Source organism: Gallaecimonas xiamenensis 3-C-1 (assembly GCF_000299915.1).
GTDB classification, from domain to species: domain Bacteria; phylum Pseudomonadota; class Gammaproteobacteria; order Enterobacterales; family Gallaecimonadaceae; genus Gallaecimonas; species Gallaecimonas xiamenensis.
Genome location: NZ_AMRI01000030.1, coordinates 1 through 15,618, shown reverse-complemented (window position 1 = coordinate 15,618; position 15,618 = coordinate 1). Strand labels below are relative to the sequence as shown.

Annotated in this window: 12 protein-coding genes; 6 read left to right on the top strand and 6 right to left on the bottom strand. The window is 61.9% G+C overall.

The window, feature by feature from the left end:
* Position 1: 1 nt before the first annotated feature.
* Both B3C1_RS16795 and B3C1_RS16790 read right to left on the bottom strand, forming a co-directional pair.
* Positions 2 to 1,096, bottom strand: coding sequence for an NAD(P)/FAD-dependent oxidoreductase (locus B3C1_RS16795; RefSeq protein ID WP_008486289.1), 1,095 nt, complete (start codon positions 1,094 to 1,096; stop codon positions 2 to 4).
* Positions 1,096 to 2,937, bottom strand: a complete 1,842-nt coding sequence (locus B3C1_RS16790) for a LodA/GoxA family CTQ-dependent oxidase (RefSeq protein ID WP_008486288.1) — start codon at positions 2,935 to 2,937, stop codon at positions 1,096 to 1,098. Before B3C1_RS16790 ends, B3C1_RS16795 begins: the two co-directional genes overlap by 1 nt.
* A 383-nt stretch (positions 2,938 to 3,320) precedes the next feature.
* On the opposite strand from B3C1_RS16790, the gene B3C1_RS20320 reads away from it, so the two are divergent.
* From B3C1_RS20320 to B3C1_RS16780, 3 genes are all read left to right on the top strand, one after another.
* Entirely contained in the window at positions 3,321 to 3,920 is a 600-nt protein-coding gene (locus tag B3C1_RS20320; protein WP_051012947.1) for an FAD-dependent monooxygenase, read from the top strand.
* 15 nt (positions 3,921 to 3,935) lie between these two features.
* A complete protein-coding gene (locus B3C1_RS20315) occupies positions 3,936 to 4,859 on the top strand; it encodes an FAD-dependent monooxygenase (RefSeq protein WP_051012946.1) in 924 nt (307 codons plus the stop codon).
* Positions 4,860 to 4,961: 102 nt separating this feature from the next.
* Positions 4,962 to 5,603, top strand: a complete 642-nt coding sequence (locus B3C1_RS16780) for a glutathione S-transferase family protein (protein ID WP_008486285.1) — start codon at positions 4,962 to 4,964, stop codon at positions 5,601 to 5,603.
* A gap of 32 nt (positions 5,604 to 5,635) precedes the next feature.
* Here B3C1_RS16780 and B3C1_RS16775 read toward each other — a convergent pair whose 3' ends face one another.
* Positions 5,636 to 6,100, bottom strand: coding sequence for an Lrp/AsnC family transcriptional regulator (locus tag B3C1_RS16775; RefSeq protein WP_008486284.1), 465 nt, complete (start codon positions 6,098 to 6,100; stop codon positions 5,636 to 5,638).
* 145 nt (positions 6,101 to 6,245) lie between these two features.
* Between B3C1_RS16775 and B3C1_RS16770 the strand changes: the two genes are divergently transcribed.
* Both B3C1_RS16770 and B3C1_RS16765 read left to right on the top strand, forming a co-directional pair.
* Positions 6,246 to 7,211 (top strand): hypothetical protein, encoded by a 966-nt coding sequence (locus B3C1_RS16770; protein WP_008486283.1) that lies wholly within the window; start codon positions 6,246 to 6,248, stop codon positions 7,209 to 7,211.
* 140 nt (positions 7,212 to 7,351) lie between these two features.
* Positions 7,352 to 9,280, top strand: a complete 1,929-nt coding sequence (locus B3C1_RS16765; RefSeq protein WP_035482582.1) for a HAMP domain-containing methyl-accepting chemotaxis protein — start codon at positions 7,352 to 7,354, stop codon at positions 9,278 to 9,280.
* Positions 9,281 to 9,305: 25 nt separating this feature from the next.
* On the opposite strand, the gene B3C1_RS19515 is transcribed toward B3C1_RS16765, so the two are convergent.
* Both B3C1_RS19515 and B3C1_RS19510 read right to left on the bottom strand, forming a co-directional pair.
* Positions 9,306 to 10,916 carry a GGDEF domain-containing protein gene (locus tag B3C1_RS19515; RefSeq protein WP_083858381.1) on the bottom strand — a complete coding sequence of 537 codons (1,611 nt, stop codon included), beginning with the start codon at positions 10,914 to 10,916 and terminating at the stop codon, positions 9,306 to 9,308.
* A 104-nt stretch (positions 10,917 to 11,020) separates the two neighbouring features.
* Entirely contained in the window at positions 11,021 to 12,157 is a 1,137-nt protein-coding gene (locus B3C1_RS19510; protein ID WP_156804605.1) for a GGDEF domain-containing protein, read from the bottom strand.
* Positions 12,158 to 12,330: 173 nt separating this feature from the next.
* Between B3C1_RS19510 and B3C1_RS16750 the strand changes: the two genes are divergently transcribed.
* Positions 12,331 to 14,655 carry a DNA polymerase II gene (locus tag B3C1_RS16750; protein ID WP_035482580.1) on the top strand — a complete coding sequence of 775 codons (2,325 nt, stop codon included), beginning with the start codon at positions 12,331 to 12,333 and terminating at the stop codon, positions 14,653 to 14,655.
* Positions 14,656 to 14,729: 74 nt separating this feature from the next.
* Here the strand turns inward: B3C1_RS16750 and B3C1_RS19505 are convergent, their stop codons facing one another.
* Positions 14,730 to 15,539, bottom strand: a complete 810-nt coding sequence (locus tag B3C1_RS19505) for a tetratricopeptide repeat protein (protein ID WP_008486277.1) — start codon at positions 15,537 to 15,539, stop codon at positions 14,730 to 14,732.
* Positions 15,540 to 15,618 lie beyond the last annotated feature (79 nt).

Here is a 15,618-nt window from a genome sequence, read left to right as displayed (position 1 = left end):
CTCAGGTGAAGGCGGCGGCCAGGCCCATCGGGTCCTGGCGACGCTGCCAAAAGGAGTGTTGTTCAAAGCGGCGCGGGCCCTGATAGCAGCCCAGCCAATGGCGAAGATAATGCTGGGCAACCGCCTGCATTTCCTGACGAAAGGTAGCCGCGCCTTGGGGGGTATCGGTGGTGATGGCCTTGGCGGCACTGGCTGCCGAAGCCAGTGCATGGAACAGCCCTTGGGAAGACAGGGGATCGAAGCTGAACAGGGCATCGCCTATGGCATAAAAGCCGTCCCCCGCCCGGGCCAGATGGGCGGGGTTTAACAGAGCCGTTCCGGCCGGATGGCTGGCAACGGCGGCGGGGTCAAGGCCAGCCAGTACTTCTGCCAACAGCGGATGCCGCCTTGCCCAGCGCAGCAGCATGTCCGGGTCTTTGAGCAGTTGCCTATGGGGATTGTCCCTGTCCAGGTGGTAGGCCAATATCCTTTTGCCCTGGGGCAGGGCTACCGTATACCACCAGCCTTGCTCATCGGCCTGCAGGCGCATGCTACCGTCTGGGGCTGGTGGGCAAGGCAGGAAGCTATAGAGACACAGCAGCGGGTCGGCATGGCTCTTACGCAGCCCCAGCTGCCGGCACAGGGCGCCGGCCCTGCCGCTGGCATCCACCAGCCTGGGGGCGCTGTAGCGGTGGCCATGGCAGCTGACCTGCCAAAGCCCTGCCTTGCGGCTGAGCTTGACGGGGCCACTAGACACCAACTTGGCCCCGGCAGCCTGGGCTTGGTGCCGCAGCATCTGCTCGAACTGGCAGCGGTCCAGGTGCCAGCCGGGGCCGGCTGGATCGCGGATACTGTCCCGCCATACCGGGGTGTCCAAGTCCCAGGCGGCAATGGCCGGCCCCCTGGGTTTGTGGCCTCCTTGCAAGAAGGCATCCCAGACCCCCAGGCGTTGTAACAGCGGCTGGGCGGCCCCTGGCAGGGACTCCCCGATGCGCTCCCCCTGGGGAGCGCTTGCGTGCCTTTCCAGCAGCAACACCTTCATAAAAGGGGCCAAGGCCAAGGCCAGGGCAGAGCCAGCCGGCCCTGCCCCGCAGATGATGAGGTCGGCGCTGGCCATCAGCTGGGGCTGCGACGACTTCTAAGTACCTGGCGCATGGCCTTGTCGGTGTCATGGCGCTCTTGGGCGCTCAGGTCCGTACCGCCCCTGTCTTCCACCTGCATCAGCGGCGGGAAGTCGGGGTCGTCGGTCACACCTGGTCGCGCCTCCACTATGCCCTGGCGGTCAAAGTGGCTGACCATGGCAGCCAATTGGGCGTCCTTGCCCACCCCCAGGGTGCGGTCCCAGTCCGACCTGTGATGGTAGGCCGCCAGCCGTTCGCTGCGGGGCAGATCCTGGTTGATCACCTTGAGGTAGTTGTCTTCGCTCAGCACCTGGTTGGGCACCCGGGCCGGCCAGAAGGTGGGCAGGTAGGGGTCGTAATCCCGGTCGTAGCCGGAGCGGCAGCTGGCGGTATCGGTCTGCCAGGGAATGGCCATCCAACGGGTGATGGACCCTGGAGATTGGCCATAAAGGGGTCCATTGCAGGACAGGGCCATGGCTGGGGTCAGGGTGGTGCCGTAATCGGGTTCGGGATTGTTGGCGGCGCGGTGGCGCCAGCGGTAGGGCTCTTGGTACAGGGTGGCGTGGCGTACCGGCCAGGTCATTTCGCAGCCCGGGTGGAAGGCGTCGGCGATGCAGAATTCCAAGGCTGCCTGGTCCAGCATGGCTGGCTGCTGTGCCAAGGGCACCTCGTCGATGCTGGCCGGGGGACGGTAGTGGGGGTCGTAATCGGCGTCGAAATTGCCTTCGGCCCATTGCCCCAACAAGGCCAACTGGGTGGCGGTGAGGGCGTTCATGGCATTGGGGATCTTGGGCATGGGTACATTCATGGCGTCCCCATAGACCCAGGGCCACAGGGCCATGGAAACCTCTTCCTGGCCAGGATCGCGGAAGCTGTGAAAAACGGTGCGGCGCAGTTCGGCAAAGCTTTCGCTGGGATCGGCCAACTGGCCAAGGTAGCGCGGGTCCAGGAAATGCTGGGGCATGCCGTAGCCGAAACCAGCGGCAAAGCCGGCGTTCATCCATTGCAGGTCACAAAGGGCCTTGAGGATGGGGAGGATGTCGCGGCTGAAGGAGGGGCGGCTTGGGGGCGGCAACTGGCCGGCCTGGATGGCCAGGTCCGTCATCAGGGCGTACATGGTGCGCACCGACTTTTGCTGGGGGCCGTAATTGGGTGGTGCCACCACCACCCAGGCCGGTGCTACCGCTATGGTTTTGCCGTCCAGTTCCAACTCGGCGGTGACGGGGCCGTCGCCGGTGTCGTCATACCAACTGTCGTTGTTGGCAAAGGTATAGGGAGCCTTGTTCAGATAGGAGCCGGACTGACCCTGGCCGCCGAATACCAGCAGCCGCCCGGCGGGATCGGTGCGCAGTTCCCCAAGGCCCACTGCCATGCCCATAAAGCTGCCGCCGTCGAAGCGATATTCGGGGCCAGCGCTGGCGGGGGTATCTATGGTCCTGGGCCCTGGGGTGATGGACAGCTTGTGCCGCTCGGTAAGGGCCACGTCGGCGTTGCGACGGGTGGAGGGCGGTGCCGTGGCGGCCTCGGGAATATCCAAGGCCAGTTCAAAGTTGTACCAGGCGGCCTTGTGATTGGCCAATTCCACAGTCCAGCGGATCCGGGTGCGCTCATCCATGGTCAGTTCACCCACGACCTGGCCTTGGGCGTCGTAGCCGTAAATACGAAACTGGGCCACCTCCCGCTTAAGGGCGCCACTGTTGTCCCGGTAGTAGCCGGGCGCCTGGGAGGCTGGCTCTGTTACCTGGGGGCCCAGGTAAAAGCCGTCATTTTGGGTGGAATTGCCTACCCGGGCAATGCCGATCGCCGGGTGGATCTTGGCGTAGACGATCTCAGCCATCTGTCACTCCTTTGTCAGTCTGCTGGCCTTGGCGCTGTGGCCTCGGCGGGGCGTCCCAATCTTCCCTGTGGGGTACAGCCAGATCAGTGCGAGGTCCAGCAAGTATAGGAGCAAATAAACGTTTGGCTAATTTGCCGCCTCTGGTATGGTCTGGCGCCCTCGGCCGGAGGCTGGTATAACAGGCCGGTCGAAAAAGGTGGACCGGTTTGGTGAGCCCCGGTCATGGCAGCGCGCCAGCGTTGCTTCCCATTCCAGCCCCTGGGCCGCGGACCACGACAGAAAACGGGCGTTTGTCGTTTTCCTGTCGGGTTATGGCCATCTGAAATACCCCCTCTATCCCGCTTACGACACGCCTTCATTCCACCTGTTTGAATGGAGCCATGATGAAAGACCTTCCTGTAATCGTTGTCGGCGGTAGCCTGGTCGGGCTTTGTGCCTCGGTGTTCCTGGCCTGGCGCGGCGTCCCCCATCTGCTAATCGAAAAACACCCGCAAAGCCATGCTCATCCCAGGGCCATGGGTTTTACCGAACGTACCCTGGAATACTTCCGGATAGTGGGCCTTGGGGACCAGGTTCCCCAGGCGGCCCCCGGTGTGCGGCTGCGCCGGGTCCAGGCCCAAAGCCTGTTCGGTGACTGGCTGAGTGAAAGCCTGTGGACCCCAGGCGCTCCCCAGGCTAGTGAAGAGTTGTCCCCTTGTCGGGGCGCGGCCATCGCCCAGGACAGGCTGGAACCCATCCTCAGGGACAGGGCCAGGGAATTGGGGGCCGAGCTGTGGCTGGGCTGGGAAATGCTGGCCTTCAGCCAGGACGCCGATGGCGTGACCCTCAGGGTGCAGCACCGGGAGAGCGGCCAGCAGCAGCTGCTGAGAACCCGCTACCTTATCGGCGCCGATGGTGCCAAGAGCCCGATCCGCGAGCAGTTGGGCATCAGCCGTGACGGCTGCGGCATGCTCAATACCATTAGCAGCGTGCTGTTTTACTGACCCGAAGCCGACACCGTGCTGGCCAAGGGGGTGCAGCAGTTCGAGATCCAGCAAGAAGGCCTGCAGGCCTTTTTAACCAGTTACGGCGACAGCCGCTGGGTGTTGATGTTCTATGACGACAAGGACCGCAGCGACCCCGAGCTGGCCGAGGCCATTCGCCAGGCCCTGGGGCAGGACCTGCCCTTTGAGATCCTCACCAAGGGCCGTTGGCAACTGGCTGGCCTTATTGCCCGGCACTACCAGCAAGGGCGGGTTTTCCTGGCCGGGGATGCTGCCCACCAATTGCCACCGACCCGGGGCGGCTTCGGTGCCAATACCGGTATAGAGGATGCCTTCAATCTGTGTTGGAAGCTGGCCTGGGTGCTCAAGGGGCACTCGGCCGAGACGTTGCTGGACAGCTACGATGCAGAACGCCAGCCCATCGGCTGGCTGCGCTACCAGCAGACCTTTGTGCGCCCCGACTACGCCAAGCACCTCAAGGGGCAGGCCCTGGACTGCCCGGTACTGAGCGACCAAGCCATGGAGTTTGGCCAGCTGCACCGCTCTGGCGCCGTGCTGGGAGCCGGGGCAGAGCTGCCCGCTGCCCGCCACCCCAGCCACTGGGCCGGCCAGCCCGGGGTCAGGGCGCCGCACCTTTGGTTGGCCCAGGGGCAGTCCAGCCTGGATTGGTTCGGCGACGGTTTCGTGCTGGTGGCCAAGGACGAGCGCTGGCGGGACATCGCCGCCACTGTGGCCCTGCGCCTTGGCTTGCCTTTACCCTGTGTGGGCACTGAGCTGGATCTTCCCACCCAGGAGCGGCTTGGCGAGGCCTTTGGTATCGACAGCGGCGCCGCCTTGGTGCGCCCTGACGGCATAGTGGCCTGGCGAGTGCCACAAATGCCGGCCGATGCGGTGCGGGTGCTGGGCCAGGCCTGGGCCCAGGCGGCTAGCCTGCATTGAAGAAAAGGGCCTCTGGGCCCTTTTCTGTTGCGCCTTGGCAACCAGCAAAGGGGCTAAAGCCAGCTATGCTGGGGGAGCTTTCATTCAACAAGGACAGCCCCCATGGCCATTATCTACGGTGTCTATTTTTCCCCTTTCGTGCGCAAGGTGCTGTTGGCCCATGCCTTCAAAGGAGTTCCGTTCGAGTTCAAATTCATGGCGCCTGGCAGCCCTGACCCGGATTTTTCTGCCGCCAGCCCCCTTGGCAAGATCCCCGCTTACCGCACCGATGACGGCTTCGGCTTTGCCGACTCCTCGGTGATCATCGCCTACCTGGAAAAGACCCACGGCGCTAACCCCCTTTATCCCGAGGCAGCCAATGACTATGCCCAGGCCCTGTGGCTGGAGGAGTTCTGCGACACCAAGCTCAGCGAGGCCACCGGTGGTTTGTTGTTCCAGCGTTTTATCGGTCCCCGTTACTTCAACAGTCCGACCGACCCCGATCGGGTTCAGGAGCTGTGCGACAGCCTGATCCCCAAGGCCTTGGACTACATGGAAGGGCAATTGGGCGGCGGCTGGCTGGTCAACGACAGCCTCAGCGTGGCCGACATCAGCCTGGGCACCAACTTGATCAATCTGGATATTGCCGACTATCCCCTGGACCATGGGCGCTGGCCGAAACTGACCGCCTTTCGTGCCCGCTTCCTGGCCTTGCCCCAGGTACAGGCGCAACTGGCCCAGGAAAAGGCCGCCTTTAACGGCTGAACCACCAAGGCCCGCTTGGCGGGCCTTTCTTGCTAGAGGCCGGTATGGATGCTGGTGTCGAACTTGTCGCGCTTCATGGAGATCAGGGTGCGAAATTTCTTCACGTTGTCGTCGGCATAGAGGATGCGGTCACAAAAAGCCTCGTAGGCCGGCATGTCCGGCACCATCACGATCAACACAAAGTCCACTTCCCCCGTGACCTGGTAGCACTGCTTGACCTCGGCAGAGGCCTGCACCCTTTGCACGAAGCGCTGGTTTTTGGCCTTGTGGTCACGCTCCATTTCCACTTCCACCACCATATGCAGGTAGGGGCCCAGCTTTTCCGGTACCAACAGCGCCACCTGGCGGTTGATATAGCCTTTCTCCCTGAGCCGTTTGACCCGCTTTAGGCAGGCCGGAGGGGACAAGCCCACCTGCTGGGCCAGCTCCAGGTTGGTCAGACTGCAGTCGTTTTGCAGTTGGTTGAGTATGGTGCGGTCTATCCTGTCCAGCTGCATGGTTAATTAAATTTCTTAGATGTGTTTATAAACGTATTTTATGAAAAGAAATTCCTGTTTTGGGAGAAATAATTTTCCGGCCCTTCCATAGAATAGCGGCCATGACTGAGTTGGACACGGGCCAGGCCCGTGTGAGGTTGACACCGTGCTGCACCGCCTGGGCCGAGAAGCCCTGACCCTTGCCACCCGCACCTTTAAGGTGTACCTGACACTGCTGAAAATCATGGTGCCGGCCCTGGTGGTGATCAAGGCCCTGGACATGGCAGGGGCCACAGCCTGGCTGGCCTGGTTGCTTTCCCCGCTGATGCAGTTGATGGGTCTTCCCGACAGCCTGGGGGTGGTCTGGGCGACGGTGATGCTCACCAACATCTACACTGCCATGGTGGTGTTCTTCCAGGTGGCGGGCAACGAACCCCTGACCACGGCCCAGTTGACGGTGCTGGGTACCTTGATGCTGTTGGCCCACTTCCTGCCGGTGGAAGGGGCTGTGGCCAAAAAAGCCGGTGTCCCCTGGCGCCTGACCCTGGCACTGCGTATCGGCGGTGCCCTGGTGCTGGGAATGGGGCTCAATGCTTTTTACAGCGCCACCGGTTTTTTGCAGGAGCCGGGCAAGGTGCTTTGGCCCTTCAGGACCGATCCGGACAGCAGCCTGGCCACCTGGGTGCTGGAGCAACTGTCGACCCTGGTGCTGATACTTCCCACCATCTTTTGTCTGTTGGTGCTGCTGCGGTTGCTGGCACTGCTGGGGATCGAAAAACTGATCCACTGGCTGCTTTATCCCCTGCTGCGGCTGATGGGCATAGGCCGGGAAGCGGCCAATGTCACCATAGTGGGGGTGACCCTGGGGCTGACCTACGGCGCCGGTGTGTTGCTGGAAGAAGCCCGTTCCGGGCGCCTGTCCAAAAGGGACATCTTGTTGACCCTGTGTTTTTTGGGGCTGTGCCACAGCGCCATCGAAGACACCCTGCTGGTATTGCTGGTGGGGGCCGACCTGTCCGGTATCCTTTGGGCGCGGCTGGCCTTTGCGGTCCTGGTGATAAGCCTGTTGGCCCGTTTACCCCTGGGGGTCCTCAAGCCCTTACCAACGGTGCCAGATTCGCCGCAATCGTAGCGCCCTGCTAACGTTGTTAACAGCCACCTTACAGCCCGGCCCTTTGCCGGGCTATTTATGGCGGCTTCGCTCAAGATCTGCGCAGTCCGGTCGACTTTAATAGAACACTTCGTCCCTACAGAAACCTCGGCAGAATAAAGATGAACAGTCTATCCCGAACCATGGAAAACCTGTCCGTTGCTACCAAGCTGGCCATTGGCTTTGGCATCGTCTTGGTGCTGGCAATGGTGATCGCCGGCGCTGGCAACCATGGCCTCAACTCAGTGCTCGAGCGCAGTGAGAAGGTCAATATCGGCGGCGACCTCAACGACATGCTGATGGATTCTGAAGTGAATCGCCGGGACTTCCTGGTGAGCGGTGAAGCCAAGCATATCGACGCCTTCAACAAGGCCGTGGACAGGGTCAAAGGCAGCATCGACAAGAACATGGCGCTGTTCCATGACCAGGACGACCTGGACCGCCTGACCCTTATCAAGAAAACCGCCAGCAATTACCAGCAGGACTTTGCCCAGTTCGTGGCCCTTTCCAAGGAAAAGGACCAGGTGCGTGGCAGTTGGGTCAAGATAGGCAACACCATGGTGGGCAAGGTGACCCAGCTTAACGAAAGCCTGGTGAACATGGCCGAGTTGACTGCCGACGACGCCGTGGTGCGCAATGCCCTTATCTCTGCCGACATCAATCAGCGGGTGGCCATGCTGCGCTACCACATGCGCGGTTATATCTTCGATGAGAGCGCCAAGAACTTGGACGCCGCCATGACAACCATGGCCGAGATTCAAGACCTGGCGGCAACCCTCAATGTCGGCACCAGTGACATGAACACCCTGACCGAGGCCCTCAAGGCCCTGTCTGGCTATCGCGAGCATGTGGAGCGGCTCAACAAGGTGGTCAGCGCCATGGAACAGCTGCGCCGCAAGCTGAACCAAGGGGCCGAAGTACTGAGCAGCGAAGTGGACAAGATGATGGCGGAGCAGTCCCGTAAGCGCCAAGCCGACGGGGACAGGGCCAACCTGACCCAGGGTGTGGTAGTGGTGCTGGCCCTGATCCTGGGTGCTGCTGCCGCCTGGATCATCACCGGCCAGATCGTCGGCCCCCTGCGTGAAACCGTCAAAGCGGCCCGCACCATCGCCAAGGGCGACCTGACCCAGCGCATCAACACCCAGCGCAAGGACGAACTGGGCCAGATGCAGGAAGCCATGGCTCACATGAACGACACCCTTCGGGACGTTATGGGCCAGATCGGCTCCAGCGTGGCCCAGTTGGCGGCGTCCGCCGAGCAGCTGTCGGCAGTGACGGAACAGAACAGTGCCGGCATGCAGCGGCAAAGGGCCGAGACCGATCAGGTGGCCACCGCTATCAACGAAATGACCGCCACAGTACAGGAAGTGGCCCGCAACGCCGAACTGGCCGCCGTGGCCGCCAGCGAAGCCGACCACACCACAGGTGACGGCAACAAGGCGGTGGGCAAGGCGGTGGAGCAGATCGAAACCCTGTCCAGAGAGATAGAGATCACCGCTCAGGCCATGGCTCACCTGAAGAACGAGAGCGACAGCATCGGCAAGGTGCTGGACGTGATCAAGGCGGTGGCAGAGCAGACCAACCTGCTGGCCCTGAATGCTGCCATCGAAGCGGCCCGTGCCGGCGAGGCCGGCCGGGGCTTTGCGGTGGTGGCCGACGAAGTGCGGGGCCTGGCGCGTCGTACCCAGGAGTCTACCGAAGAGATTGAAGCGCTGATCGCGGCCCTGCAAAAGGGCACCCAGGAGTCGGTACTGATGATGGACAAGAGCCGTCACCTGACCGACGACACCGTCTCTCTTGCTCAGCAGGCCGGGGTCATGCTCACCGAGATCGCCAATGCCGTGTCTCGCATCCAGGACATGAATCACCAGATAGCCACTGCCGCCGAAGAGCAGAGCACAGTGGCCGAAGACATCAACAAGAGCGTGGTGCAGGTGCGGGAGATCGCCGAGCAGACCGCCTCTGCCTCCGAAGAAACGGCCAATGCTACCGAGAGCCTGGCGGGCCTGGGGGCCGAGCTCCAGTCTCTGGTGGCCAGGTTCAAACTCTGAAAAAAGCGGCCCAAGGGCCGCTTTTTTATTGGGCCTGGACCCGGTTTCGGCCCAGCGACTTGGCCTGATACAAGGCCTTGTCTGCTCCCCTCAGGGCGGCGCTCTTGCCGCTGATGCGGCTCAACGGCGCCAACCCCACACTGACGCTGATGGCTGGTAGCCCGGGCAAGGCCAGCGCCGCTATCTGGGCACGTAGTTTTTCACACAGGGCCAGGGCCTTGTCTTTCTCCAGGCCCCTTAGCAGCAGTAAAAACTCTTCACCACCCCAGCGGAACAGGCTGCCCTGGCCGTCCAGCGCCTGGTTCATGGCCAGGGCTACGGCAGCCAGTACCTGGTCACCCTTATCATGGCCCAGGCTGTCGTTGATCACCTTGAAGTGGTCCAGGTCCAGCAGTGCCAAATACAGCGGCTTGTCCTGGCGGCTGGCCAGGGCCTGGTTGAGCTGCAGGTCGCAGGCCCGGCGATTGGGCAGGCCGGTCAAGGGATCGGTATGGGCAGCGCTGTCGAGCTTGCGGGCCAAGCGGGTCAGGGCCTTGTTGCGGGCTTTAAGGTGCGCCACCCGCGCTTCCAGGGGGTGCTGCAGGCTGTGGCGGTAACGCTGCCAGGCAAAGGCGGCCAGACCCACCACCAGCAAGGTCATCATCAACAAGGCGGTACCGGCCTGGCTGGGCTTGGCCTGGCCGGAAAGGGTGCTGCCGGAGGGCAGCCGGTCCCTGTCTATGGCGAACCTGTCCAATTGCTGGCCGTCAAAGCGGGGGTAGAAGTCGCCGCTTTCAACCACCGCTGGCTTGCCGGCCAGCCTGTCCAGCGCCATGGCGGCCACTTGCAGGCCCTGCAGGTAGGGGTCGTTCATGACACCACCTACCACGCCCAGGCCAAGCAAAGGCCCCCACATGGCAAAGAGGGGCACCGGGGTGTCGCGGCTCAATTGGGGAACCACATCTTCGTAGGAAAAATACTGACCCTTGGCGTCTTTGTGGATGATCAGCAGCAGGGCGGCGGTGTCCGAGGGCAGGGCTGCCAGGCGGCTGCGAAGCTGCTCCAAATCCAGCTCGTCCCAGACCTCGATTTCGGCCTTATGGCCCTGGCGCCGCCAACTCTCGGCCTGGTCCTTGGCCTTGGCCGCCAGGAAGCGGCCCAGCTGGCAGGAGCCGGACAGCAGCACGATGCGGCGGGTATTGGGTAGCATCTGTTCGATCAGTTGCAGATTGGCGGCGATGGCGTCCCCTTCCACCAGGCCGCCGATGTTGGCCGATAGGGGCTGTTGGGGCGGGATATTGACGCCCATGAACAGCAGCGGCACCTTGCCAAACAGCGCCTTGCCTGGCCCACGCAGCAGCTCGAAGGCGGCATCGTCTGTGGTGATCACCAGATCCGGCTGGTGTTTACGGTACTTGCTGGCCAGCCAGTACAGCAGCAGATCTTCGTCCACCTCGCCGTCAAAACGGCGAGCGTCCATGAATTCTTCGTGCAGGGCTTCCACCGGCAGGTGCCCGGCCAATCCGTCTTTGATGCCCTTTTGAAAGCCCTGGGTCCAACTGTACTGGGGATGATAGGAATGCAGCAGCAGTATACGGGGGGGGGTTGCCCAGGCAGGGCAAGCCAGCAGTAACAACAACAGCAAGCGGCACATCATGGTCTTTTTCCGGAATTACTTCAGCGTGCCAAATCCCGTTGAACGACCGCTTGAGTGCTTATGGTTTGTGCGGGCAAAAACTATACGAAGCTTGGCGGCCAGCTTCAAGTGCCGTAGGCCACCACTTGGCATTTTCCACCCTGCTTGGCTTGGTATAGGGCCAGATCGGCCAGGCGATAAAGGTTGTCTCCCCTGGCCTGGCTATTGTCCGCTACCCCGAAGCTGGCGCTGATCTGTACCTGGCCCTGTTCGCTGTGCAGGGGGCTTTGGCCCAGGGTGGCGATAAGGCGGCTGGCCAAGGCGCTGGCCTGCTGCTTTGAATGCCCCGGCAGCAGGATCACGAATTCCTCTCCGCCCAGGCGGGCCAGCAAGTCTTCCCTGCCCAGCCCCTGCTGCAATAGCTGGGCACAGTGGCGAAGGGCCTGGTCACCCAGCACATGGCCAAAGCGGTCATTGATACACTTGAAATCGTCCAGATCCACCAGTACCAGGCTGTAATGGCTTTGCTTGTCCTGATCCAGTTGCTGTTGGCGGTCTTGGAATACCCGGCGGTTAAGCAGGCCGGTGAGGGGGTCGCGGTCGGCCAGCAGGCGGATTTTGAGGATCAGCCGGCCAAGGGCGCAGCCCACCATGCTGATGTTGATCAGCAGCCACAGGGACAAGTAGAGCCAGGCCACCTCGGCCCCGATATTGCGGCCCACATCCTGGTCAGGAATATCGTGGAAGACCAGCACAATGGCCCGAAACAGCATGAACAGGGCCACCAGGGCGAAAGGCCAGTTCAGCCAGAAACTGACCGACAGGCCGAACCAATGGCGTATGGCCAGCAGAGACTCGAATAGCAGCCGTGAAAAGATGTAGGCTGCCGCCAGGGAGAAGGCGACCCCCAGCCAGCGGTGGTCCTCTTCTTCGGCGCCTATGGCCCCTATGGCCACGCCATAGACCAGCAGTACCAGGCAGTGCTCTAGGCGGGTCACCCGGATCTTCATCAGGTACTGGGTACCAGAGCGGATCAACACCAGGGCGGCGATATTGAGAAAGTCAGATGCCAGCCAGCTCAGGTCAGGGCCTCGCCAAAACATCATCTGCACCCCGGCCACCAGCAGGCTGTTGGCCAGGGCAAAGCGTAGCGACGCCCTTGGGGCCACTTTCATTGGCAGGGCCATGGACAACCAGGCAACGGCAGCAATGGCGGCGATAAGAATTAGAACAAGGAAAAGTGTGCTTTGCTCGGCGCTCACACAGGGCCCTGGAGTCGTCAAATGCCGCCCGAGGCAGCGTGGTTACTGGGGACTAGGACAGGCATCCTACCATTGCCTTTAAGCGACGTCTTAATCAGAGATCTGAATTTTGATCTTTGATTACTGTTTTTATAAACAGTATTCTTAAGCCAGTATTTTGGTTGGAGTTTTTCTTGGCCCAAGGTTTCCTGTTGTCCCGCCACCACCGCGATGTGGGTGGCCAAACCGAGATCCATCTCTGGCTGACCACCCCGCATGGGCCGGCCAAGCTGGTGGTGGAAGGTGAAAAGCCGGTGCTGATGGTGGCAAGGGAACACCTGGCCAAGGCTAAGCGGCTGCTGGGAAGCTTGTTGGCGGAAAGTCGCGAACTGGGCTTTAACAATTTCAGCCATCAGGCGGTGGCCATGCTTTATTTCCCTTCCCTCGAGGCCCACAAGCAGGGCCAGGCCCAGCTCACCAGCAACGGTATTGAAGTGTTGGAAGCGGACATCAAGCTTCATGACCGCTACCTGATGGAGCGCTTTGCCCGGGGCGGCATCCTCTTTGACGGCGTCGCCGAGCAAAAGGCCGGTTACAGCCAATGGCGCCAGGTGCGCCTAAAAGGGGGGGACTACAGCCCGGATCTCAAGGTGCTGAGCCTGGATGTGGAGTGCTCCGCCAAGGGCGAGCTCTACTCGGTTGGCCTCTACGGCCACGGGGCGGCGCTGGTGATCATGGTGGGCCCGCCCCAGGAAGCCCCATGCCAGATGCGCTGGGTGGCCGACGAAAAAGCCCTGCTCAAGGCCCTGGAAGCGGAAATCACCCGCCTGGACCCGGACATTCTCATCGGCTGGTCGGTGGTGGCCTTCGACTTGCGGCTGCTGGCCAAAAGGGCCGAGCGCCACGGCATGACCCTGCGCCTGGGCCGGGGCGGTGAAGCCCTTTGGATACGGGACGCCACCGGCGACGGCCAGGCCTTTGCGTCTTTGCCGGGGCGGGTGGCCATCGACGGCATCGATGGCCTGAAGATCGCCACCTACAACTTCGAGAGTTTCAGCCTGGAATTTGTGTCCCAGGCCTTGTTGGGGCGCGGCAAGAAAACCGAGGATGTGGACAACCGCCTGGCCCAGATCACCCACGACTTTCACCATGACAAGGGCAAGTTGGCCGCCTACAACCTGGAAGACTGCGTGCTGGTCTGGGACATCTTCGCCCACACCCGGCTCCTGGACTTTTTGGTGCTGCGCAGCCAGCTGACCGGCCTGGAGCTGGACAGGGCAGGGGGGTCGGTGGCGGCTTTTACCAACCTCTACCTGCCCAAGCTGCACCGGGCCGGCTTTGTAGCCCCCAACCTGCCGGCCGGTGGCGGCCTGGCCAGTCCCGGTGGCTATGTAATGGACTCGCGCCCGGGGCTCTATCGCAACGTGCTGGTGCTGGATTTCAAGAGTCTGTACCCCAGTATTATCCGCACCTTCAAAATCGACCCCCTTGGCCTCATCCTGGGCCTTGAGCAAGAGGACGCCATCCCCGGTTTTCGTGAGGCCAAGTTCTCACGTCACCAGCATTTCTTGCCGGATATCATCACCGAACTTTGGCAGGCCAGAGATCAGGCCAAGCGCCAAAAGGACGCGCCCCGCTCCCAGGCCATCAAGATCTTGATGAACTCCTTCTACGGGGTATTGGGCTCGGGAGGCTGCCGCTTTTACGACCCGCGCCTTGCCAGTTCCATTACCCTGCGCGGCCACGCCATCATGCAGCAAACCGCCAAATGGGTGGCAGAAGCCGGGCACCAGGTGATCTACGGCGACACCGACTCCACCTTTGTGCTGCTGGCCGAAGCCCTGAGCCACGAGCAGGCCGACGCCATAGGCCAGCAGCTGGCGGCGGACATCAACCACAAGTGGCAGCAACATCTTAAGGACGAATTTGACCTCGAATGCCACCTGGAGCTGGAGTACGAGACCCATTACCAGCGCTTTTTGATGCCCACCATCCGGGGCTCTGAGGCCGGCTCCAAGAAACGCTATGCCGGCATGACCGCCGACGGCGAACTGGTGTTCAAGGGATTGGAAACGGTGCGCACCGACTGGACGCCCCTGGCCAAGCAGTTCCAGACCCAGCTCTACCGGCTGGTGTTTGAAGACAAGGACCCCAGCGACTTTGTGCGCCAGTCGGTGGAGGCCACCCTGGCCGGGGAAAGGGACAGCGAATTGGTTTATAAAAAGCGCCTGCGCCGTAAGCTCGACCAGTACGTGAAGAACGTTCCGCCCCATGTCAGGGCGGCCCGCCTGGCCGACGAGCACAACAAAAAGCTGGGCAAAACCCTCAAATACCAGGGCAAGGGCAGTATCAGTTACCTGATGACCCTAAACGGCCCCGAACCGCTGGAATACCAGCAAAGCCCCATCGACTACCAGCACTATATCGACCGCCAGTTAAAGCCGGTGGCCGAGGCCATATTGCCCTTTGTGGACCTGGACTTTGAACGCCTGGTGGGTGGCCAGCTGGGGCTCTTCTAACAAAGGCGCTTTAAAAGCCCCTTTGCCACTGCTCTGTGGCAAAGGGACATGGAAGGATACCGCTTGGGTCTATCTTACAGCGTTGACAGGGTGTCCAGTGCCTGAACGTTGCCCTGTTCGGCGGCTTTTTGCAGCCAATACCGGGGCTGGGGGCTGTCCAGGGGCAGGCCCTGGTTGAGGTGCAGCAACATGCCGAGCTGGTACTGGGCCTTGGCTTCACCTTGCTCGGCCGCTTGCTGGTACCAGTGCTCTGCCTGGCCCAGATCTTGGGGCACGCCCCGGCCTTGCAGGTACAACTGGCCCAGGTTGAGCTGGGCTAACGGATCGCCCTGGCGGGCGGCGGCGCCATACCAATGGGCTGCTTCTTGCAGGTCAGGAACCATCAGCGCGCCGTTTTCCAGCAGCAGGGCCAGTTGCCGTTGGGCGCAGGCCAGGCCTTGTTGGGCTGCCTGCTGATACCAGTAGCTGGCCTGGTGTGGATTTTGGCGAAATCCCTGGCCTTTTTCCAAGAGCCAACCCAACCAATACTGACCCTGGGGGTTACCGGCCTGTGCGGCCGATTTTGCCCAGTGGGCCGCTTCCCTGAAATCAGACATCTGCGGGCCACTTTGGAGGATCAAGGTCTCGGCCTGCTCGGCCTGGGTCTGGGGGCTAGCTTGTTGTAAGACGACCTGGCCGGCCAACCATTCACCCTGGTCCGCCAGATAGCGTGCTGCCCGTTTGTCCCCCTGGGCTTTTTGGGCCAGCAGCAACCTCTGGGCGCCGACAAAGTCAAAGCGGTAAAGGGCTTCTTGGTAGCTGGTGCGGGGCTGGGTGGTGGGGGCTTGGCTGGCGCAGCCGCCCAGCAGGGTTAGGGCAAGCAGCAATGACAAGGGGTAGCGCATGACAGACTCGCAGCAGGACAAAATACACAAGCCAATAAAGGCGACCAGGGGCGATGATGACTGAAGTAGCGATAGTGTT